At 72.0% G+C, this 23,067-nt stretch carries 16 protein-coding genes and 1 pseudogene; 16 read left to right on the forward strand and 1 reads right to left on the reverse strand.

The window, feature by feature from the left end:
• Positions 1-428: 428 nt before the first annotated feature.
• The 16 genes from ACIHEI_RS03990 (at position 429) to cimA (ending at position 22,762) form a co-directional block, all read left to right on the forward strand.
• Positions 429-1,187 carry an SDR family NAD(P)-dependent oxidoreductase gene (locus ACIHEI_RS03990; RefSeq protein ID WP_396605473.1) on the forward strand — a complete coding sequence of 253 codons (759 nt, stop codon included), beginning with the start codon at positions 429-431 and terminating at the stop codon, positions 1,185-1,187.
• A 129-nt stretch (positions 1,188-1,316) separates the two neighbouring features.
• A complete protein-coding gene (gene rfbH / locus ACIHEI_RS03995; RefSeq protein WP_387636954.1) occupies positions 1,317-2,621 on the forward strand; it encodes a lipopolysaccharide biosynthesis protein RfbH in 1,305 nt (434 codons plus the stop codon).
• Between the two features lie 13 nt (positions 2,622-2,634).
• Positions 2,635-4,014, forward strand: coding sequence for an NDP-hexose 2,3-dehydratase family protein (locus ACIHEI_RS04000; protein ID WP_387636951.1), 1,380 nt, complete (start codon positions 2,635-2,637; stop codon positions 4,012-4,014).
• Positions 4,007-4,975: a Gfo/Idh/MocA family protein gene (locus ACIHEI_RS04005; protein ID WP_396605474.1), complete on the forward strand. Its 969-nt coding sequence runs from the start codon at positions 4,007-4,009 to the stop codon at positions 4,973-4,975. The genes ACIHEI_RS04000 and ACIHEI_RS04005 overlap by 8 nt, the downstream gene beginning before the upstream one ends.
• A 150-nt stretch (positions 4,976-5,125) precedes the next feature.
• Entirely contained in the window at positions 5,126-8,116 is a 2,991-nt protein-coding gene (locus tag ACIHEI_RS04010; RefSeq protein ID WP_396605475.1) for a putative bifunctional diguanylate cyclase/phosphodiesterase, read from the forward strand.
• Between the two features lie 275 nt (positions 8,117-8,391).
• Entirely contained in the window at positions 8,392-10,242 is a 1,851-nt protein-coding gene (locus ACIHEI_RS04015) for an acetolactate synthase large subunit (protein ID WP_387636944.1), read from the forward strand.
• Between the two features lie 23 nt (positions 10,243-10,265).
• Positions 10,266-10,790 carry an acetolactate synthase small subunit gene (gene ilvN, locus ACIHEI_RS04020; RefSeq protein ID WP_392950979.1) on the forward strand — a complete coding sequence of 175 codons (525 nt, stop codon included), beginning with the start codon at positions 10,266-10,268 and terminating at the stop codon, positions 10,788-10,790.
• A gap of 101 nt (positions 10,791-10,891) precedes the next feature.
• Positions 10,892-11,890, forward strand: coding sequence for a ketol-acid reductoisomerase (gene ilvC / locus ACIHEI_RS04025; RefSeq protein ID WP_392950941.1), 999 nt, complete (start codon positions 10,892-10,894; stop codon positions 11,888-11,890).
• A 219-nt stretch (positions 11,891-12,109) separates the two neighbouring features.
• A complete protein-coding gene (gene serA / locus ACIHEI_RS04030) occupies positions 12,110-13,696 on the forward strand; it encodes a phosphoglycerate dehydrogenase (RefSeq protein WP_392950981.1) in 1,587 nt (528 codons plus the stop codon).
• Positions 13,697-13,981: 285 nt separating this feature from the next.
• A complete protein-coding gene (locus ACIHEI_RS04035) occupies positions 13,982-14,143 on the forward strand; it encodes a hypothetical protein (RefSeq protein ID WP_396605476.1) in 162 nt (53 codons plus the stop codon).
• A gap of 96 nt (positions 14,144-14,239) precedes the next feature.
• Positions 14,240-17,239: a S8 family serine peptidase gene (locus tag ACIHEI_RS04040; protein WP_396605477.1), complete on the forward strand. Its 3,000-nt coding sequence runs from the start codon at positions 14,240-14,242 to the stop codon at positions 17,237-17,239.
• Between the two features lie 4 nt (positions 17,240-17,243).
• Positions 17,244-17,810 (forward strand): Uma2 family endonuclease, encoded by a 567-nt coding sequence (locus tag ACIHEI_RS04045; RefSeq protein ID WP_396605478.1) that lies wholly within the window; start codon positions 17,244-17,246, stop codon positions 17,808-17,810.
• Positions 17,811-17,872: 62 nt separating this feature from the next.
• Positions 17,873-18,910 (forward strand): 3-isopropylmalate dehydrogenase, encoded by a 1,038-nt coding sequence (locus ACIHEI_RS04050; protein WP_392950950.1) that lies wholly within the window; start codon positions 17,873-17,875, stop codon positions 18,908-18,910.
• Between the two features lie 165 nt (positions 18,911-19,075).
• Positions 19,076-20,188: a branched-chain amino acid aminotransferase gene (locus ACIHEI_RS04055; protein ID WP_396605479.1), complete on the forward strand. Its 1,113-nt coding sequence runs from the start codon at positions 19,076-19,078 to the stop codon at positions 20,186-20,188.
• 92 nt (positions 20,189-20,280) lie between these two features.
• On the forward strand, positions 20,281-20,823 hold the full coding sequence (locus tag ACIHEI_RS04060) for a Uma2 family endonuclease (protein ID WP_396605480.1): 543 nt from the start codon (positions 20,281-20,283) through the stop codon (positions 20,821-20,823).
• Positions 20,824-21,157: 334 nt separating this feature from the next.
• Complete coding sequence (cimA, locus tag ACIHEI_RS04065) at positions 21,158-22,762, forward strand: citramalate synthase (protein WP_387636919.1); 1,605 nt, start codon at positions 21,158-21,160, stop codon at positions 22,760-22,762.
• Positions 22,763-22,845: 83 nt separating this feature from the next.
• Here the strand turns inward: cimA and ACIHEI_RS04070 are convergent.
• Positions 22,846-23,067, reverse strand: a pseudogene (locus tag ACIHEI_RS04070) (ATP-binding protein); the annotation flags it as partial.

The following is a 23,067-nucleotide window of genomic DNA, read 5'->3' on the forward strand; positions in this document are numbered from 1 at the left end:
TGCTTTCCCCCGAACCGGAGGTGGTGGACGGGTAGTCCGCCTTCGGCGTGAACTGACCTGCCAGGAGTCGGAGTTGCCGCCCGTCCGCGAGCGCCGCGCCGGCCCGGGGCTCGTTCCGAATCCGGAGGCGGTCGCCGGGTAGTCCACTTCAAGCGCCAACTGTCCTGCCAGGGCGCGGAGTTGCGACCCTCCCGCGAGCACCGCGCCGGCCCTGGGTTCGTCCCGGAACCGGGGAGGTCGTCGGATGGCCCTTATTGGGCGCGCCAACTTCCCCGCCACGACGCCGAGTTGCGACCCGTCCGCGAGCACCGCTCCAGCCCGCGGGCGCAGGCTCGGGGCTGCCGTCGACGGCGGGTCGGCACCCGGCGGCCGGGCCGCCCCGCGTCGGGGCGGGACCCGTCCGGGCCGGCCGCGCACCGAGGAGTGGCATGGACCTGGGACTGCGAGAGCGCGTCGTACTGGTGACCGGGGCGACCGGCGGGATCGGGCGCGCGGTCGCCCGGGCGTACGCCGCCGAAGGGGCCCGGGTGGCCGTCGCCTACCGCTCCGACCGGGCTGCCGCCGAGCAGTTCGCCGACGAACTCGGCGGCCCTGAGCGGGCGTTCGCGCTGCCGTACGACCTGGAGGACCCGAAGTCGCCGCAGCTCGCGGTGGCCGAGGTCGAGCGCCGCTGGGGCCGGCTGGACGTGCTGGTGGCGAACGCCGTCCGCTGGGGCGAGCGGCGCATCCCCGGCACCCGGTTCGAGGACGTCCCGGAGCCGGACTGGCTGCCGGTGATCGACGGCAACCTGGCGCCGACCGTCCGCACCGTGCAGGCCGCCGTCGGCGGCATGCGGGCCCGCGGCTGGGGCCGGATCGTGCTGATCTCCTCGCACAACGCGCTCGGCGGCAACCGCGGCCAGGAGTTCTACGGCGCCGCCAAGGCCGGACTGCACGGCCTGACCCGCAGCCTGATGTGGGACCTGACCGGCACCGACGTGCTGGTGAACGTGGTCTGCCCCGGCCTGACCACCACCGAGCGGGTCGCCGCCGGGCTGCCCGCGCCGGTCCGCGAGCGGGAGACCGCCGCCACCCCGAGCGGTCGGCTCAGCTCCCCCGAGGAGGTGGCCCGGGCCGTGCTGTACCTGGGCTCGGCCGCCAACGGCAACGTCACCGGCGAGGCCCTCGCCGTCGCCGGCGGCCGCTGAACCGGCTGCTGAACCGGCTGCTGAACCGCCCGCCGAGGCACTGTCGAGTCCGGCTCCAGCAGCCGCCCGCAAGCTGGACCGGACCGACGAGAAGACCCCACCCGATGCCCCATCAGAAGGAGACCGGCGATGAGCGTGCACAAGGAGCTCGTCCTCGACGAGGTTCGCAAGTTCCACCAGGAGCAGGAGGACGACGGCGCGTTCGTGCCCGGGGTCACCGAGATCTGGCCGTCCGGCGCGGTGCTGGACGCGGAGGACCGGGTGGCGCTGGTCGAGGCCGCGCTGGAGATGCGGATCGCGGCCGGCCGCAGCTCCCGCAAGTTCGAGTCGCTGTTCGCCAAGAAGTGCAAGCGGCGCAAGGCGCACCTGACCAACTCCGGCTCGTCCGCCAACCTGCTGGCGATGACCGCGCTGACCTCCGACCACCTGGAGGACCGCAAGCTGGTCCCGGGCGACGAGGTGATCACCGTCGCGGCGGGCTTCCCGACCACCGTCAACCCGATCCTGCAGAACGGGCTGATCCCGGTCTTCGTCGACATCGAGCTCGGCACCTACAACACCACCGCCGACCGGGTGGCCGCCGCGATCGGCCCGCGCACCAAGGCGATCATGATCGCGCACGCGCTGGGCAACCCGTTCCCGGTCGCCGAGATCGCGCAGCTCGCCGAGGAGCACGACCTGTTCCTGATCGAGGACAACTGCGACGCCGTCGGCGCCACCTACAACGGCCAGCTCACCGGCACCTTCGGCGACCTGACCACCGTCAGCTTCTACCCGGCGCACCACCTGACGATGGGCGAGGGCGGCTGCGTGCTGACCTCCAACCTGGCGCTGGCCCGGATCGTCGAGTCGCTGCGCGACTGGGGCCGGGACTGCTGGTGCGAGCCGGGCGAGAGCAACAAGTGCCTCAAGCGCTTCGACTACCAGATGGGCACCCTGCCCGCCGGGTACGACCACAAGTACATTTTCTCGCACGTCGGTTACAACCTGAAGGCCACCGACATCCAGGCCGCCCTCGGCCTCACCCAGCTGGCCAAGCTGGACTCCTTCGTCGATGCCCGCAAGGCCAACTGGCAGCGCCTGCGCGACGGCCTGGCCGACGTGCCGTGGCTGCTGCTCCCGCACGCCACCCCGAACTCCGACCCGAGCTGGTTCGGCTTCGTGCTCACCGTCGACCCCGAGGCCCCGTTCACCCGGGCCGCGCTGGTCGACTTCCTGGAGGCCCGCAAGATCGGCACCCGCCGCCTGTTCGCCGGCAACCTGACCCGTCACCCCGCCTACATCGGCAAGCCGCACCGCGTCGTCGGCGACCTCACCAACAGCGACATCGTCACCGAGCACACCTTCTGGGTCGGCGTGTACCCCGGCCTGAGCGAGGCCCAGCTCGACTACATCATCGAGTCCGTTCGCGAGTTCGTCGCCAAGAACAGCTGAGAGGGAACGCCCGATGCCCGCACCGGACACCGCCGCCGCCCGCCCGCGCGCGACCGCCCGCCCCCGCGGGGACGCAGCCCCGGCCGCCAGGATCGCCCGCTCCGCCGCCGCCACCGAGGGCGCCAGGCTGAGCACCGCCGCCTTCGCCGACTGGCTGGCCGGGCGCGGCCGGGCCAACGACTTCACCGTGCGGAAGATCCCGTTCGCCGAACTGAACGGCTGGTCCTTCGCCGAGGGCACCGGCAACCTGGTCCACCGCAGCGGCCGCTTCTTCTCCGTCGAGGGCCTGCACGTCACCCTCGACGACGGCCCCTACCGGGAGTGGTACCAGCCGATCATCAAGCAGCCCGAGGTCGGCATCCTCGGCATCCTGGTCAAGGAGTTCGACGGCGTCCTGCACTGCCTGATGCAGGCCAAGATGGAACCCGGCAACCGCAACCTGCTCCAGCTCTCGCCGACCGTCCAGGCCACCCGCAGCAACTACACCAAGGTGCACCAGGGCGCCGACGTGAAGTACATCGAGTACTTCACCGGCGGCCGCCCCCGCCGGGTGCTCGCCGACGTGCTGCAGTCCGAGCACGGCTCCTGGTTCTTCCACAAGAGCAACCGCAACATGATCGTCGAGGCGCTGGACGACGTCCCCGAGGACGACGACTTCTGCTGGCTGACGTTCGGCCAGATCGCCGAACTGCTGCGCCGCGACAACGTGGTGAACATGGACTCCCGCACCGTGCTGGCCTGCGCCCCGGTCGCCGACCCGGACGGCCGCGCCCTGCACACCGACACCGAGCTGCTCTCCTGGTTCACCGGGCAGCGCTCCCGCCACGACATCCACGCCGAACGCGTCCCGCTGGCCGACCTGCCCGGCTGGACGCAGGACGAGGAGACCATCGCGCACGAGCAGGGCCGGTTCTTCAAGGTCGTCGCGGTCAACGTCACCGCCGGGAACCGCGAAGTCACCAGCTGGACCCAGCCGTTGATCGAACCCGTCGGCCGCGGCGTCGCCGCCTTCCTCACCCGCCGGATCGACGGCGTCCGGCACGTCCTGGCGCATGCCAAGGTCGAGGGCGGCTTCCTGGACGCCGTCGAACTCGCCCCCACCGTCCAGTGCACCCCCGGCAACCACGAGGAGCGGCCCCCGTTCCTCGACCGGGTACTGAACGGGCAGGTCGCCTACCGGGCCGTGCACTCCGAGGAGGGCGGGCGCTTCCTGCACGCCGAGGCCGACTACCTGCTGGTCGAGACCGGCGACGACGAACCGCTCGACGAGCCCGAGGGCTACGCCTGGGTGACGCCGGGTCAGCTCTCCGAGCTCGTCCGGCACGGCCACTACGTCAACGTCCAGGCCCGCACCCTGCTGGCCGTACTGAACGGCCTGGACGACCGTGACTGACCCCCTGCGGATCGGCGTGCTGGGCTGCGCGGAGATCGCCCGGCGGCGGATGCTGCCCGCGATCGCCGCCCAGCCCGGCCTGCGCCTCACCGCGATCGCCAGCCGCGACCCGGAACGCGCGAAACCGCTCGCCGCCCAGTACGGCTGCCGGGCCACCGACTACCGCGCACTGGTCGAATCCCCCGACGTGGACGCGGTGTACGTGCCGCTGCCGATCGCCCTGCACGCCGAGTGGGTGGCCGCCGCCCTCGACGCCGGCAAGCACGTCCTCGCCGAGAAGCCGCTCACCGCCGACCCGGCCGCCACCGCGGCCCTGCAACGCCGGGCCGAGGAGCGCGAGTTGGTGCTCCGGGAGAACGTGATGTTCGTCCACCACCCGGTGCACGAGCAGGTCCGGCGGCTGGTCGCCGACGGCGCGATCGGCGAACTGCGGATGTTCTCCGCCGCGTTCGCCATCCCCGCGCTGCCCGCCGACAACATCCGGCACCGGCCCGAACTCGGCGGCGGCGCCCTGCTGGACGTCGGCTACTACCCCGTCCGGGCCGCCCTGCACTTCCTGGGCCCGGAACTCACGGTGACCGGCGCCGCCCTGCACCGCGGCGCCGGCAGCGCCGTGGAGACCTCCGGCGCGGCCGTGCTGACCACCCCCGGCGGCGTGCTCGCCCAGCTCGCCTTCGGCATGGACCACGCCTACCGCAACAGCTACGAACTGTGGGGGAGCACCGGCCGGATCCGGGTCGAGCGCGCTTTCACCCCGCCCGCCGACCAGCCCCCCACCGTCCTGCTGGAACGCGGCGGCAACACCGAGCAGCCCTTGTTCGCCGCCGCCGACCAAGTCGCCGAAACACTCGCCGCGTTCACCCGCGCCGTCGCCGAAGGAGCCACCGCCGCAGACGAATTGACCCACCGGCAGTCCGAACTGCTGTACCGGCTCCGCGCCGCCGCCACCCCCACCGCCTGAGCCGAACGGGCGACACCCGCCCGAAGGTCCCCCGCCTCACCTGCCAATCATTACGCTGAGTTGAGACTGCGTGCCGGTGCGTGACCGGATTGGTGTAGGGTCCGAAGCGGGAACACCGGTACGGCCACGGGCCGGAGGGGGAGATGTCGATTGAACTCCACCGAATCGGTGCTGCCTGCCCATCCCGCCCTGCGCAGGCTCACGGCCGTGCTGCTCGCGGTGCTCTGCGCCGGGTACGCGGTGGGTTCCGGACTCGGCTGGGGCTCGTGCGAACTCGCCCTGGTGATGGGCGACTTCGGCCTCGCCGGGGCGGCCCTCGCGGCCGCCCTGTCCTGCCTCGCGCACGGCATCGCGGTCGGCGGCCACACCCGGCCCGCCTGGCTGCTGTTCGGCCTCTCCTCCGCCGTGGTCGCGTTCGGCAACGGCCTGTGGGGCTGGTACGAGGTGGTGCTCGGCCGGCCGCTGCCGCCGGACTCCTCCGCCGAGTACCCGTTCCTGCTGTTCGCCCCGCTCGCCATCACCGGCCTGCTGGTGCTCGCCCAGCGCCCGCGCAACCCGGCCGGCTGGCTCTGCCTGATGCTGGACGGCTGGCTGGTGGCCGGCTCGCTGTTCACCCTCAGCTGGAGCCTGGCACTCGGCCGGGTCGCCGCCGGCGACGGTGACGACCCGCTGAAGCTCGCCATCGGCCTCGGCTACCCCGTACTGGACATCCTGCTGGTCGGCCTGGTGGTCGGCCTCAACGTCCGCGGCCGGGACCGCAATCGGGCCGCCGTGCACACCGCGATGATCGGCCTGGTCGTCACCGTGGTCTGCGACGCCCTGTTCACCACCCCGCAGTTCCACAGCGACTACCACTCCGGCGAACTGCTGGACGCCGGCTGGTTCGCCGGCTCCCTGCTGCTCGCCTGGGCCCCCTGGTCGCACACCCGCCGCCCCAGCCGCCAGCACCCCTCCACCCAGGGCGGGCCGCGCCGCCGGGTCGCCTCCACCTTCAGCGCGCTCACGCCCTACGCCGCCGCCGCGGTGTGCACCGCCGGCATCCTCTACAACGCGCTCGGCGGCCGCCCGCTGGACCGGGTGATGCTCGCCGCCGCCAGCACCGTCGGCCTGGCCCTGATCGTCCGGCAGGGCGTGATGCTGCTCGACAACCTGTCGCTCGCACAGGAACTCGCCACCAAGGAAGCCCACTTCCGCTCCCTGGTGCAGGGCTCCAGCGACGTCATCATGATCGCCGGGCCGTCCGGTGCGCTGTCCTACGTCAGCCCCGCCGCGCTGCGGGTCTACAACCGCGACCCGGAGGACCTGGTCGGCGGCAACCTGCTCAACCTGGTCCACCCCGAGGACGTCGACCGGGTGCTCGCCGAGGTACGCCGCATCCTGGCCCGCAGCCGGGGCGCCCGGTTCCAGCCCGGCGAACCCTCCGCCCGGGTCGAATGCCGGATCCGCTCGGGCGAGAACGAGGGCGAGGGCGAGGGGGAGTGGCTGCACGTCGAATCCACCGTCAACCCGTACCGCGACGGACTGATCCTGAACAGCCGCGACATCACCGAACGGGTGCGCCTGCAGGCCCAGTTGCAGCACAACGCGTTCCACGACCCGCTCACCGACCTGCCCAACCGCGCCCTGTTCGCCCAGCGCGTCCGGGCCGCGCTCACCGCGCAGGGCCCGGCCGGCACCGCCCTCGCCGTGCTCTTCCTCGACCTGGACGGCTTCAAGGCCGTCAACGACACCGCCGGCCACCAGGTCGGTGACGAACTGCTGGTGCAGGCCGCCCGCCGCCTCCAGGCCGCCGTCCGCACCGAGGACACCGTCGCCCGGTTCGGCGGCGACGAGTTCGCCGTCCTGGTCCGCGGCCGGCTCGGCCACCCGCAGGTCCGCGACCTCGCCGAACGCATCCGCGCCGCCCTCTCCGAGCCGTACTGGATCGGCGGCACCGAACTCGGCGTCGCCGCCTCGATCGGCATCGCCTTCGGCCCCGACGCCCCACTGCCCGTCCCCGAACCCGCCCCCGGCGAGGACGAGGACGCGCGCGCCCGCAGCGCCGACAGCCGGGCCGCGAGCGCCGCCGACGAACTGCTCCGCAACGCCGACCTCGCGATGTACCAGGCCAAGTCCCGCGGCAAGGGCCGGGTGGTGCTCTACACCCCGGCGATGCGCGCCGAACTCGACCGGCGCGGCGAACTGGAGGAGCGGCTGCGCGCCGCCGTCCGCGAAGGCTCCTTCGCGCTGCTCCACCAACCCGTCGTCGAACTGGCCGGCGGCCGGCTCACCGGCGTCGAGGCCCAGGCCCGCTGGCGCTCCGCCGAAGGCCTGCTGCTCACTCCCGCAGAGTTCCTGCGCACCGCCGACACCGGCGACGGCGCCACCCGGTTCGCCCGCTGGCTGGTCACCGAAGCCGTCGCAGCCGCCGCCCGCCGCCGCGCCGACGGCCCCGCCGCCCCGCCCGTCCCCGTCACCGTCCGGCTGGCCGCCGAACGGCTCTGCGCCCCCGGCATGTACGAAACCCTGGCCGGCGCCCTGCGGGACACCGAACTGCCGCCCGACCTGCTCGTCCTGGAAGTCTCCCGGACCGGCCCCGACGCGCTCGCCGACGAACTCGGCCGCCGCCTGGCCGCGTTCCGCCGCCTCGGGGTGTCCACCGCGCTCGCCGGGTTCGGCGCCGGCGGCGGCTCGCTCGGCGCACTCGCCCGGATGCCGTTCGACGCGCTCAAACTGGACCGCAGCCTGGTCCAGGACATCGCCGACTCCACCCTCACCCGGGCACTCGCCGGGCACGCCCTGCGCCTCGGCCGCGACCTCGGCCTGGTCACCGGCGCCGACGGCGTCGACCACCCCCGGCAGCTCGCCGTGCTCCAGGAACTCGGCTGCCGGCGCGGCCAGGGCCTGGCCTTCGACCGCCCGCTCGACGAACTGCGGCTGCGCCGCGCCCTGCTGCGCCGCGGCTACTCCGTCCCTCGCCCCGGCCAGGGCCACCCCGGCCGCCGCCCGCTGCTCACCCCGGAGGCCCGCACGAATGGATTGGCGGAGGCTTCCGCGGCCCGCCCGGGGCACCTGCACAGCGGCCTTGAGCTGCCGCAACGGCACACCGTCGGGGGTCCGAGCGGTGGCCCGCATGGTGAGACGGCGGTCCCACCAGCTTGACACCCACCACTGCGTGGGAGGAAGGTCGGTGCCATGACCACCCGAATTCTCGTACTTGGCGGGCGCGTCGGCTGAAGAACAGCCTGACGCGCCTCCCCCTCGCATGCCCTTGGCACGAGGGGTTTTTTGTTGCACGAATCCGGGTCGGCCACCGCAGGAATCCTGGCCTCAACCCCCCGAAATCCGGACGATCGAGGCACCGCCGGAGACCGCCCAGGGAGCCACCGCCCCCGGGCCGGCGCCACCCCGAGCAGAACCCGAGAAGAGACAGGCAGATGACTGAGCACGCCGCAACCCCCCGTCGTGGGGACCACCCGGCCGCCCACGCTCCGGGTCAGCAGACCATCGAGACCATGACCGGCGCACAGTCGCTCATTCGCTCGCTCGAGGCCGTCGGGGCCGACACGGTCTTCGGCATTCCGGGCGGTGCCATCCTCCCTGCGTACGACCCGCTGATGGACTCCACCAAGGTCCGGCACATCCTGGTCCGCCACGAGCAGGGCGCCGGCCACGCCGCGACCGGCTACGCGCAGGCCACCGGCCGGGTCGGCGTCTGCATGGCCACCTCGGGCCCCGGCGCCACCAACCTGGTCACCCCGATCGCCGACGCCTACATGGACTCCGTCCCGATGGTCGCGATCACCGGCCAGGTCGCCTCCAAGGCGATCGGCACGGACGCCTTCCAGGAGGCGGACATCTGCGGCATCACGATGCCGATCACCAAGCACAACTACCTGGTCACCGACCCCGCCGAGATCCCCCGGGTGATCGCCGAGGCCTTCCACATCGCCGCCACCGGCCGCCCCGGCCCGGTCCTGGTCGACATCGCCAAGGACGCCCTGCAGGCCACCACCACCTTCCGCTGGCCGGTCGAGACCTCGCTGCCCGGCTACCGCCCGGTCACCAAGCCGCACGCCAAGCAGATCCGCGAGGCCGCCAAGCTGCTGGTGAACTCCAAGCGCCCGGTGCTGTACGTCGGCGGCGGCGTGCTGAAGGCCAACGCCGGCGCGGAGCTGCGCATCCTGGCCGAGCTGACCGGCGCCCCGGTGGTCACCACCCTGATGGCGATCGGCGTCTTCCCGGACAGCCACCCGCAGCACCTGGGCATGCCCGGCATGCACGGCTCGGTCCCCGCGGTCACCGCGCTGCAGAAGTCCGACCTGCTGTTCACCCTGGGCGCCCGCTTCGACGACCGGGTCACCGGCAAGCTCGACTCGTTCGCCCCGAACGCCAAGGTCGTGCACGCCGACATCGACCCCGCCGAGATCGGCAAGAACCGCCCGGCGGACGTCCCGATCGTCGGCGACGCCCGCGAGGTGCTGGCCGACCTGATCGTCGCCGTCCAGGCCGAGTTCGACGCCGGCCACCGCGGCGACTACGCGGACTGGTGGACCAAGCTGAACCAGTGGAAGCAGACCTACCCGCTGGGCTACGAGCCCGCCCCCGAGGGCATGCTGTCGCCGCAGCAGGTGATCGAGCGGATCGGCCAACTGGTCGGCCCGGACGCCATCTACGCCGCGGGCGTCGGCCAGCACCAGATGTGGGCCAGCCAGTTCATCAAGTTCGAGAAGCCCGCCACCTGGCTGAACTCCGGCGGCGCCGGCACCATGGGCTACGCCGTCCCGGCCGCGATGGGCGCCAAGGCCGGTCAGCCCGACGTCCCGGTCTGGGCGATCGACGGCGACGGCTGCTTCCAGATGACCAATCAGGAACTGACCACCTGCAGCCTGAACAACCTGCCGATCAAGGTCGCGGTCATCAACAACGGTTCGCTGGGCATGGTCCGCCAGTGGCAGACGCTGTTCTACAACCAGCGCTACTCCAACACCGTCCTGCACTCCGGCCCCGGCCATGACGGCATCGAGCAGCCCGCCCAGGGCACCCGGATCCCGGACTTCGTGAAGCTGTCCGAGGCGATGGGCTGCGTCGGCCTGCGCTGCGAGCGCCCCGAGGACCTGGACGCCGTCATCAAGCAGGCCATGGAGATCAACGACCGCCCGGTGGTCATCGACTTCATCGTCCACCAGGACGCCATGGTCTGGCCGATGGTCGCGGCCGGCACCAGCAACGACGAGATCCAGTTCGCCCGGGGCGTCCGCCCCGACTTCGGCGACGACCAGGACTGACGGACCAGAAAGCGATGACCACCATGTCCAAGCACACCCTGTCCGTCCTGGTCGAGAACAAGCCCGGCGTGCTCGCCCGGATCGCCGCACTGTTCTCCCGCCGCGGCTTCAACATCGACTCGCTGGCGGTCGGCCCGACCGAGCACCCCGACATCTCCCGGATGACCATCGTGGTCAACGTCGAGGAGCTGCCGCTGGAGCAGGTCACCAAGCAGCTCAACAAGCTGGTCAACGTGATCAAGATCGTCGAACTGGACCAGACCCAGGCCGTCCAGCGCGAACTGATCCTGGTGAAGGTCCGCGCCGACGCCGAGACCCGCTCCCAGGTCACCGAGATCGTCCAGCTGTTCCGCGCCAAGACCGTCGACGTGTCGCCCGAGGCGGTGACCATCGAGGCGACCGGCGCATCGGACAAGCTGGAGGCCATGCTGAAGATGCTGGAGCCTTACGGCATCAAGGAGTTGGTGCAGTCCGGCCTGGTCGCGATCGGCCGTGGCGCCCGCTCCATCACCGACCGCTCGCTGCGCGCGCTCGACCGCACCGCCTGACGCGCACTGTCTCAACACTTAAGCAGCAACACCGAACCCCCGCCGGGTCCGCCTACGGTAGGAACCCCCGGCAACACCACCACGCAAGGAGATGTGCCCCCGTGGCCGAGCTGTTCTACGAAGACGACGCCGACCTGTCCATCATCCAGGCCCGCAAGGTCGCGGTCATCGGCTACGGCAGCCAGGGCCACGCCCACGCGCTGTCGCTGCGCGACTCGGGCGTCGACGTCCGCGTCGGCCTGCTGGAGGGCTCCAAGTCCCGTGCCGCCGCCCAGGAGGCCGGCCTGCGCGTGGTCACCCCGTCCGAGGCCGCGGCCGAGGCCGACGTCATCATGATCCTGGTGCCGGACCCGATCCAGGCCGACGTCTACAAGGAGGCCATCGAGCCGAACCTGAAGGCGGGCGACGCCCTGTTCTTCGGCCACGGCCTGAACATCCGCTTCGGCTTCATCCAGCCGCCGGCCGACGTCGACGTCTGCATGGTCGCCCCGAAGGGCCCGGGCCACCTGGTCCGCCGTCAGTACCAGGAGGGCCGCGGCGTTCCGTGCATCGTGGCCGTCGAGCAGGACGCCACCGGCAAGGGCTTCGACCTGGCGCTGTCGTACGCCAAGGGCATCGGCGGCACCAAGGCCGGCGTCATCAAGACCACCTTCACCGAGGAGACCGAGACCGACCTGTTCGGTGAGCAGGCCGTCCTCTGCGGTGGCACCGCCGCCCTGGTCAAGGCCGGCTTCGAGACCCTGGTCGAGGCGGGCTACCAGCCCGAGATCGCCTACTTCGAGTGCCTGCACGAGCTGAAGCTGATCGTCGACCTGATGTACGAGGGCGGCCTGGAGAAGATGCGCTGGTCGGTCTCCGAGACCGCCGAGTGGGGCGACTACGTCACCGGCCCCCGCATCATCACCGCCGACACCAAGGCCGAGATGAAGAAGGTCCTGACCGAGATCCAGGACGGCACCTTCGCCAACACCTGGATCGCCGAGTACAAGGCCGGTCTGCCGAAGTACAACGAGTACAAGAACGCGGACGCCGACCACCTGCTGGAGACCACCGGCAAGAAGCTCCGCAAGCTGATGAGCTGGGTGGACCAGGAAGCCTGATCCGGCTTGTACAACAAGGCTGTTCCCGTCCGGGTGATTTCGCCGGACGGGAGCAGTCCCCCCGGCGGCCCGCCGATAGACTCCCGAGTACGCGTCAGGCCCACAGCGTCGTGCGTCTAGCTACGCGACATGCCACCTTCCCCCGCCCTGCGCACGCCACCTTCGTGCCCTCCGCGCGGCGGGGTGAACCGGACAGTTAAGGACACTGTCGTGAGCGCTGTGACATCGAAGAACGCTGTAGTCCTCATCGCCGAAGAGCTCTCGCCCGCGACCGTCGACGCCCTCGGGCCCGACTTCGAGATCCGGCACTGCAACGGCGCCGACCGCGCCGAGCTGCTGACCGCGATCGCCGACGTGGACGCCATCCTGATCCGCTCCGCCACCAAGGTGGACGCCGAGGCACTGGCCGCCGCGAAGAAGCTCAAGGTGGTCGCCCGCGCCGGCGTCGGCCTGGACAACGTGGACGTCGCCGCCTCCACCAAGGCCGGCGTGATGGTCGTCAACGCGCCGACCTCCAACATCGTCACCGCCGCCGAGCTCGCCTGCGGCCTGCTGATCTCGGTCGCCCGCAACATCGCGCCCGCCAACGCCGCGCTCAAGGGCGGCGAGTGGAAGCGCAACAAGTACACCGGCGTCGAGCTCAGCGAGAAGACCCTCGGCGTGGTCGGCCTCGGCCGGATCGGCGTGCTGGTCGCGCAGCGGATGTCCGCGTTCGGCATGAAGATCGTCGCCTACGACCCCTACATCCAGGCCGCCCGCGCGGCCCAGATGGGCGTCAAGCTGCTCTCGCTCGAGGAGCTGCTGGAGGTCGCGGACTTCATCACCGTGCACCTGCCGAAGACCCCGGAGACCATCGGCCTGATCGGCGACGAGGCGCTGCACAAGGTCAAGCCGAGCGTGCGGATCGTCAACGCCGCCCGCGGTGGCATCGTCGACGAGGAAGCGCTGCTGCGCGCCCTCCAGGACGGCCGGGTGGCCGGCGCCGGCCTGGACGTGTACGCCAAGGAGCCGTGCACCGACTCGCCGCTGTTCGCCCTCGACAACGTGGTCGCCACCCCGCACCTGGGCGCCTCCACCGACGAGGCCCAGGAGAAGGCCGGCATCGCCGTCGCCAAGTCCGTGCGCCTCGCGCTGGCCGGCGAACTGGTACCGGACGCGGTCAACGTTCAGGGCGGCGTGATCGCCGAGGACGTGCGCCCGGGCCTGCCGCTGGCCGAGAAGCTCGGCCGGATCTTCACCGCGCTGGCCGGCGAGGTCGCCGTCCGCCTCGACGTCGAGGTCCGCGGCGAGATCACCCAGCACGACGTCAAGGTGCTCGAACTCTCCGCGCTGAAGGGCGTGTTCGAGGACGTGGTGGCCGAGACGGTGTCCTACGTCAACGCCCCGCTGTTCGCCCAGGAGCGCGGCGTCGAGGTCCGCCTGACCACCTCCAGCGAGTCGCCCGAGCACCGCAACGTGATCACCGTCCGCGGCACCCTGGCGGACGGCGGCGAGGTGTCGATCTCCGGCACCCTCTCCGGCCCGAAGCTGACCCAGAAGATCGTCGGCGTGGACGGCTTCGACGTGGACGTGGCCCTCACCGACCACATGGCGTTCTTCCACTACGAGGACCGCCCCGGCGTGGTCGGCACCCTCGGCCGGATCCTCGGCGACGCCGGCATCAACATCGCGGGCATGCAGGTCGCCCGCGACGGTGACAATGCGCTCGCCTCGATCACCGTGGACACCGAGGTCTCGCAGGAGGTCCTCGCCGAGATCGCCGGCGCCATCGGCGCCCGCTTCGCCCGCGCGGTGAACCTCGGCTGACGCCCCCTCAGCACTCCAGAACGGCCCTTCCGACCTTGAGGCGGAAGGGCCGTTCGCATACCCGGTGGTCGTCGCCGTCTCAGATAGTAGGAAATCCAAGTAATTCGGCGACACCGCGGCCCGCCCGCCGTACTGTGGAGTAGTCATACGGTGCGCCACCCCCGCAACGCCGGGGAGCGTGGCCCGTGTGCACGTACGCGGTGCGGCAGGCGACCCCTGCCAGGCGTACTTCTTGTAGTCACCACCCTCGCGCGCTGCTGCGCCCCCGTATGCAAGGAGCCCGGTATGCCTTTCGTCGCAGACCGCACCACCGCCCCCACCACCGCCACCGCCGCCGCCACGCTCGTCCAGCGTCGGCGCCGCCGCGCCCAGGCCGACCCCCGCGCCGCCGCCGCCCTGCAGCGCGCCCTCGACCGGCGCGACAACGGCGCCCCCGCCGAGCACTGAGCCGCACGCACGCCACTGCGCCAGCCGGGTGACTTACCGTCACCCATGCGGTGAACGTCCGCACCCGGCCCGGCGGCCCCTCCTAGGTTGGGCGGGGTGCGTACCGCCCTCGGCCTTCTCGTCACCCTCGCCCTGCTCGCCCCGGCCACCCCGGCCCATTCGGTCGGGACACCCAGGCCCAGCACCGCCGTGCTGCTGGAGTTAGCCACCGAACCCGCCGCCACCGCCTGGCAACGCGCCCAGGACGGCGCCCGGCGCGAACACCGCACCCCCGACCAGACCCGGCGCGCCGCGGCCGCCGCCGGCAGCGCCCAGCGCGCCGCCGCCGACCGCTCGCTGGACGCCCTCACCGCCACCCTGCGGCACGCCGTCCCCGACGCCCGCCCGCTGTACCGCACCCGCACCCTGGTCAGCGGCCTCGCCCTGCGGCTGCCCGCCGGCCAACTCCCGCGCCTGGCCGGCCTGCCCGGCGTCAAGGCCGTCCACCCCGTGGCGCTCAAGCAGCGCACCAACGGGTACGCGGTGCCGCTCACCGGCGCCCCCAAGGTGTGGGACGGCCCGGAGGGGCACACCGGAGAAGGCGTCCGGATCGGCATCGTCGACTCCGGCATCGACTACACCCACGCAGACTTCGGCGGCCCCGGCACCCCCGAGGCCTACGCCGCCGTGAACGCCGCCGAGCCCGCGCCCGCCGGACTCTTCCCCAACGACAAGGTGATCGGCGGCAGGGACCTGGTCGGCGACGACTACGACCCCGACCCGGCCGCCGAACACCCGCAGCCCGTCCCGCACCCCGACGACAACCCGCTCGACTGCGCCGCCAACGGCCACGGCACCCACGTCGCCGGCACCGCCGCCGGCCTCGGCGTCACCGCCGACGGCAAGCCCTACCGCGGCCCCTACCGGCCCGGCCTGAACCCCGCCGACTTCAAGGTCGCCCCCGGCGCGGCCCCCGGCGCCCAGCTGTACGCCATCAAGGTGTTCGGCTGCCACGGCTCCACCGACCAGCTCGCCGCCGCCCTCGACCTGGCCGCCGACCCCAACGGCGACGGCGACCTGAGCGACCGCCTCGACGTGGTCAACCTCTCCCTCGGCAGCCCGTTCGGCAGCCCCGACGACGCCGACGCCCTCGCCGCCGACCGGCTCGCCGCGCTCGGCACCCTGGTGGTCGCCGCCTCCGGCAACGAGGGCGACGTGTACGGCGTCGGCGGCAGCCCCGGCACAGCGGGCCGAGTGCTCACCGCCGCCGCCTCCGTCGACCCGCACGGCGACGCCGACGGCATCACCGTGCTCGCCCCCGCCGCTCTCGCCGGAACCGTCCCCGCACACTGGAGCGGCCGGTACACCCAGTGGGACACCGCCACCGTCAGCGGCGAACTCGCCGTTCCGGCCCAGGACTTGGACGGCTGCGCGGCCTTTGGCGCCGACGATCTCGAACGGCTGCGCGGAAAGATCGCCGTCCTGCGCTGGACCACCAAGGACGCCGACCGGGCCTGCGGCTCCGCCCCGCGCGCCGACCACGCCGCCGACGCCGGAGCCATCGGCGCACTGTACGCCGCCGACGGCGACGACCTCGGCGAGATCGCCGGCGACGAACGGATCCCCGCCGCGATCCTGGCCCGCGCCGACGGCGAACGCCTCCTCGCGGCCACCGGCCCTGTGACGGTCCGGCTCGCCACACCCGGCAATCCGCTGCACGGCGCCGTCCCGCAGGACCAGCCGCAACGCACCGACACCCTCGCCACGTTCACCTCCCGCGGCATCGGCGTCGACGGCATCGTCAAACCCGACCTGGCCGCACCCGGCGAAACCATCTGGTCCGCGAAAGCCGGCTCCGGCAGCGCCGGCATGCGCGAGGACGGCACCTCCATGGCCACCCCGCAGCTGGCCGGCCTCGCCGCACTGGTCCGCTCCGCCCACCCCGAACTGGGTGCCGCCGAGATCAAGGCCGCACTGATGAACACCGCCACCGACACCTACCGGCACGACAACCGCACCGGCCCCGTCTACGGCCCCGAACGCACCGGCAGCGGCCGGGCCCGCGCCGACGACGCCGTCCGCACCCCCGTCCTCGCCTACGGCACCCAACTCGACGGCGCGGTCGGCGTCTCGTTCGGCGTGGTCGAAGCCACCGGGGCCCTGACGGCCACCCGCGAGGTCGAAGTCCGCAACCTGGGCGACCGCCAACTCGCCTACGGCGTCGGCTACTCCGGCTCCACCTCCGTCCCCGGCGCCTCGTTCGCCCTCTCACCCGCCCGGGTCGTCCTCCCACCGCACGGCACCGCGACCGTCACCGTCACACTCCGCCTCACCAGCGGCCTCGGCCGCGCCCCCGACCCCACCCTCGACCTGATCCAGGCCGGCCACCCCCGCACCTACCGCGGCGAACTCTCCGGCCGGCTCACCCTCACCCCCGCCGACCCCACCCTCCCCGCCCTCCGCGTCCCCCTCTTCGCCGCCCCGCGCCCCGCCACGGACGCCACCGCGTTCGGCACCCCCACCAACTTCGCCGTCACCGGCGGCATCCGCCCCGACCTGCTCACCGTCCTGCAACCCGGCGGCGAAGGCTCCGGCGAGCTGCGACACGCTGCCGCCGCCGTCGACGACCAGGGCATGCTCTACCTCGCCGCCGTGCTGGCCGCCCCCACCGCCACCCCCGTCGGCGCCTCCGCCGTCCGCGCCACCCTCGACCTCGACGGCGACGGCACCCCCGACGCCGCTGTCACCGCCGAACGCCTCCCCGGCAGCGACGTCCTGGTCGCCCGCACCCGCGACGCCCGCACCGGCACCGAACTCGACGTCCAACCCCTGGGCGGCCGCTGGGGCGACACCGACACCGCCCTCCTCGACTCCGACACCGTCCTCCTCCCCGTCCGCCTCGCCGCCCTCCCCGCCGCCACCAACCTCCACTACACCCTCTCGACCGGCCCCTCCACCCTCGGCCCCTTCGCTGTGGACCTCACCCGCCCCACCCCCGTCCTCCACCCCGCCCACCCCGGCGAGCTCTTCCACACCAAGCTGCGCGACGCCCTGCTGATCCACCACCTGAACCCGGTCGGGCAGCGCGTTCAGCTCCTCACCCCGAAGGGCGACTGATCACATGGACGACCTCACTCCGTACCCCGACTGGATCCGCCCACCTGTGCACGGATACCGGGCGGATGACCTCGACCGCCTCCCGGACGCCCCGCCGCGCACCGAGCTGATCGCAGGGTCGCTGATCTTCACCGCCCCGCGCACCAAGTGGGAAACCTGGGTTACGGGCCTGTTGGAGAAGGCATTGGTGGCCGCCGCTCCGGCGATCTGGGAGGTCTGGCGCTCGATGACCGTCACGCTCGATGCGCGCAATCGGTTTGAGCCCGACCTGATGGCGGTCGACTCGCGGCCGGGCTGGGGGCCGGAGACCACCTTCTGCCGGGCGGAGGACGTACTGCTCGCTGTCGAGGCGGTCACGGAGGAGTCGGTGGAACGCGACCGCGAGATCAAGCCCCGCAAGTACGCCGCCGCCGGCATCCGCCACTTCTGGCGGGTGGAGAACGTGGATGACCGACCCGTCGTCTACACCTACGAGTTGGACCCGGCTACCAACCGCTACACCCCCACCGGCACCTTCCACGACCGTCTCAAGGTCGAGCACCCCTTCCCCGTCGACATCGAGCTGAGCTGACGTCCCGTCCGGATCGTGGACGCCGCGTGCTCAGGGCCTGGGACGGTTGTACTGTCCGAAACATGTCTCGCACCATTCGTCTCGCAGTGATCCCGGGTGACGGCATCGGCCAGGAGGTCGTGGCCGAGGGCCTCAAGGTGCTTCGCGCCGCCCTGCCCTCCGATGTGAAGCTGGAGACCACCGAGTACGACCTCGGTGCCCGGCTGTACCACCGGACCGGGGAGACCCTGCCGGACGCGGTGCTGGAGGAGCTGAAGGGGCAGGACGCCATCCTGCTCGGCGCGATCGGTGACCCGAGCGTGCCGTCCGGCGTGCTGGAGCGCGGGCTGCTGCTGAAACTGCGGTTCGCCTTCGACCACCACATCAACCTCCGCCCCGGCAAGCTGTTCCCGGGCGTGCAGTCGCCGCTGGCGGGGCAGCCGGAGATCGACTTCGTGGTGGTCCGCGAGGGCACCGAGGGCCCGTACGTCGGCAACGGCGGCACGCTGCGCACCGGCACTCCGCAGGAGGTCGCCACCGAGGTCAGCCTGAACACCGCGTTCGGCATCGAGCGGGTCGTCCGGGACGCGTACCGTCGCGCCCAGGCCCGTCCGCGCAAGAAGCTGACGCTGGTCCACAAGAACAACGTGCTGGTGCACGCCGGTCACCTGTGGACCCGGATCTTCGAGCAGGTCGGCCGGGAGTTCCCCGAGGTCACCACCGACTACCTGCACGTGGACGCGGCGACGATCTTCTTCGTCACGCAGCCCGAGCGGTTCGACGTGATCGTCACCGACAACCTGTTCGGCGACATCCTGACCGACCTCGCCGCGGCCGTCACCGGCGGCATCGGCCTGGCCGCGTCCGGCAACATCAACCCGAGCGGCGACTTCCCGTCGATGTTCGAGCCGGTGCACGGCTCCGCCCCGGACATCGCCGGACAGGGCAAGGCCGACCCGACCGCCACCGTGCTCTCGGTCGCCATGCTGCTGGAGCACCTCGGCTTCGCCGCCGAGGCCGCCCAGGTCGAGGCCGCGGTCGCCGCGGACCTCACCGCGCGCACCGGCCCCCGGTCCACCTCCGCGGTCGGCGACGCGATCGCCGCCCGAGTATCGGGCTGACCGGCCGGATCACAATTCCGGCCGACGGGCCGGTTCACAGACGTACAGCCTCCCGGCTGTTCGGCACGGCCCTCTGGATGCGAGTATCGACAGTGGGCCGTGCCGTCATGCGTTCCTCCGCCCGGCGGTGGCCCAGCCAAACCCCACGGTGAAGGACAGACAGCCATGAGCACGCCCACCCAGGCGCCCATCACGTTCGACCTCAAGCCCTCGGCGCAGCCGCTGTCCGACGCGGAGCGCGAGGCCCGACTGGCCAACCCCGGCTTCGGCCGGATCTTCACCGACCACATGGTGACCATCCGCTGGACCGAGGGCCGCGGCTGGCACGACGCCCAGCTGACGCCGTACGCGCCGCTGGAGATCGACCCGGCCAACATGACGCTGCACTACGGCCAGGCGATCTTCGAGGGCCTGAAGGCCTACCGCCAGGCCGACGGCTCCATCGCGACCTTCCGCCCGGAGGCCAACGCGGAGCGCTTCCAGGCCTCCGCCCGCCGCCTGGCGATGCCCGAACTGCCCGTCGAGGCCTTCGTCGAGGCGGTCGAGCTGCTGGTCCAGCAGGACCAGGCGTGGGTGCCGAACCAGCCGGAGCAGAGCCTCTACCTGCGTCCGTTCATGTTCGCCACCGAGGTCGGGCTGGGTGTGCGCCCCGCCAACTCCTACATCTTCATGATCATCGCCTCGCCGGCCGGCGCGTACTTCCCCGGCGGCGTCAAGCCGGTCTCGGTCTGGCTCTCCGAGGACTACGTGCGCGCCGCGCCGGGCGGCACCGGCGCCGCGAAGTGCGCCGGCAACTACGCGGCCTCCCTGGTCGCCCAGGCCGAGGCCGCCGCCAAGGGCTGCGACCAGGTGGTCTGGCTGGACGCCGCCGAGCACAAGTGGGTCGAGGAGATGGGAGGCATGAACCTCTACTTCGTCGTCGGCAAGGGCGAGAACGCCACCGTCGTCACCCCCGAACTCTCCGGCGCCCTGCTCCCCGGCATCACCCGCGACTCGCTGCTCGCCCTGGCCAATGACCTCGGCTACCGCTCCGAGGAGCGCAAGATCTCCACCGGCGAGTGGAAGCAGGGCAACGCCGACGGCACCATCACCGAGGTCTTCGCCTGCGGCACCGCCGCCGTCATCACCCCCGTCGGCCACGTCAAGTCCGCCACCGCCGACTGGACCATCGGCACCGGCGAGCCCGGCCCCATCACCATGCAGCTCCGCGAGGCCCTCCTCGCCATCCAGGGCGGCCACCGCCCGGACACCCACCACTGGCTCCACAAGATCGTCTGACGACGCCGGCCCGGGCATTCCATGGCGGAATGCCCGGGCCGACAACCTTTGGCGCGGCGGCACGTTGGGCTCGGTGACAGAAGGAGCCTGCCGTGTGTGCGAGCGAACCGGAAGACCCGTACCTGGTGGCCGACTTCCTCGCCATGGAGACCCCGGAGGGCTACCGCGCCGAGCTGGTCGCGGGCGAGATCGTGGTGTCCCCACCGCAGGACGGCGGCCACGACACCGTGATCAGCCGGGTCCTCCGGCAGGTGTTCCGTTCGGGGGGTGACTTCGACGCCGGCCTGCGGAAGGGGCTGATCGTGCCGGGAGGCTACTACATCCCCGACGCGACGTTCACCGAGCGGAACGCGATGAACGGACAACCGCCGTGGTGGGTGCCGTCCGGTGTGGTGCTGGTGCTGGAGGTGACCTCGCGGCTGCCGCTCCGGGAGCGCGCCATCAAGAGGCTGGGATACGCGGCGGCGGGGATCCCGCTGTACCTGCTGGTGGACCGCAGTGTCGACGAAGTGGTGCTGCACAGCATCCCGGCCCACGGTGATTACGCCACCACCGGAACGGTGCCCGTCGGTGCCTCGCTCCCGTTGCCCGAGCCGTTCGGGTTCGAGCTCGACACGGCCGAGCTGTTCGCGTAGGCGTTTCGGATGGCGAGACGGGTCTGTCGTATCGCGGACCGTGTGCAAGACTGCAAAGGTGTCCTCGCTTTCGCTGATTATTAGCAGCAGGCGCGCCGGTCCGCAGTGACCGCTTCCGTGGCAACACCCTGATCGCGGAGCGACCACCAGCGTCCAGACCCGCGCGCAGACCTCTCGCACCCGCGAGGGGTCTTTTGTTTTGTCCCGGACCGGCCCGGGCCCTCACGAGGGGGCCGGAGACACCGGGGAGCGCGCGGGATGCTGGACAGTGGAGCCGGATCACGATCCCGGCAAAATGCATGAAAATACTCCACCGAACGGAGAACCCAGGGCCATGACCGAGGCCAACGACCGTCCGCACGACGGCTTCCACGTCTTCGACACCACGCTCCGCGACGGCGCCCAGCGTGAGGGGATCAACCTCACGGTGGCGGACAAGCTGGCCATCGCGCGCCACCTGGACGAGTTCGGCGTCGGCTTCATCGAGGGAGGCTGGCCCGGCGCCAACCCCCGGGACACCGAGTTCTTCGCCCGCGCGCAGGCCGAACTGGAGCTGAAGAACGCCCAGTTGGTGGCGTTCGGCGCGACCCGCCGGGCCGGCGGGAAAGCTGCCGAGGACCCGCAGCTCGCGGCGCTGGTGGCGTCCGGCGCGCCGGTGGTGACGCTGGTGGCGAAGTCGCACGACCGGCATGTGGAGCTGGCGCTGCGCACCACGCTGGAGGAGAACCTGGAGATGGTCCGGGACAGCGTGGAGTTCCTGCGCTCCCAGGGCCGCCGGGTGTTCATCGACTGCGAGCACTTCTTCGACGGGTACCGGGCGAACCCGGAGTACGCGCTGGCCGTGGTCAGGGCCGCCCACGAGGCCGGCGCGGACGTGGTCGTGCTGTGCGACACCAACGGCGGGATGCTGCCGTCCGGTGTGCGGGAGATCGTCGCGACGGTGCTGGCGGAGACGGGTGCCCGGCTGGGCATCCACGCGCAGGACGACACCGGCTGCGCGGTCGCCAACACGCTGGCCGCGGTGGACGCGGGCGCCACGCACGTGCAGTGCACCGCGAACGGCTACGGCGAGCGGGTCGGCAACGCCAACCTGTTCCCGGTGGCGGGGGCGCTGGAGCTGAAGTACGACCGCCGGGTGCTGCCGGCCGGCAGTCTCGCCGAGATGACCCGCATCTCGCACGCCATCGCCGAGGTGGTGAACCTGACCCCGTCCACCCACCAGCCGTACGTCGGCTTCTCGGCGTTCGCGCACAAGGCGGGCCTGCACGCCTCGGCGATCAAGGTGGACCCGGACCTGTACCAGCACATCGATCCGGAGCGGGTCGGCAACACCATGCGGATGCTGGTGTCCGACATGGCGGGCCGGGCGTCGATCGAGCTGAAGGGCAAGGAGCTGGGCTACGACCTGTCCAGCGACCGTGACCTGGCGGGCCGGGTGGTGGCCCGGGTGAAGGCGCAGGAGAACCTGGGCTACACCTACGAGGCGGCGGACGCGTCGTTCGAGCTGCTGCTGCGCGACGAGGTGAACGGCGGCGAGCGGCTGCGGTTCTTCGAGCTGGAGTCCTGGCGGACCATCAGCGAGCAGGGCCCGGAGGGCCGGGCGGGCAACGAGGCCACGGTGAAGCTGTGGGCGCGGGGCGAGCGGAAGGTCGCCACCGGCGAGGGCAACGGCCCCGTGGACGCGCTGGACAAGGCGCTGCGGGCGGCGCTGGAGCCGATCTTCCCGCCGCTGGCGAAGCTGGAGCTGGTGGACTACAAGGTCCGCATCCTGGAGGGCCAGCACGGTACGGGCTCGAAGACCCGGGTGCTGATCCAGTCCACCGACGGCACCGGGACGTGGTCCACGGTCGGGGTGGCGGACAACGTGATCGCGGCGTCCTGGGTGGCGCTGGAGGACGCGTACACCTACGGCCTGCTGAGGGCCGATCAGCGGCCGTAATCGCGGTCGGTGCGAGGAAGTGCCCAGGGGGCGTGCGGATGACTCCGCACGCCCCCTGCTGGCGTGGCCATGCCCGTGTCTCGTCAGCGCAGGCGGGCGAGGAGGGCGTGCTCGACGAGGGTGATGAGTGCGCTCTTGGCGCTGTCCCGGCGTCGGGCGTCGAGCGTGATGATCGGGATGTCCGCGTTGAGCTGGAGGGCTTCGCGGACTTCGTCGCCGGTGTGGGGCTGGTGTCCGTCGAAGCCGTTGAGGGCGACGACGAAGGGGAGTCCCGAGTTCTCGAAGTAGTCGAGGGCGGGGAAGCA

It is taken from the genome of Kitasatospora sp. NPDC051984, assembly GCF_044593455.1.
GTDB lineage: Bacteria > Actinomycetota > Actinomycetes > Streptomycetales > Streptomycetaceae > Kitasatospora.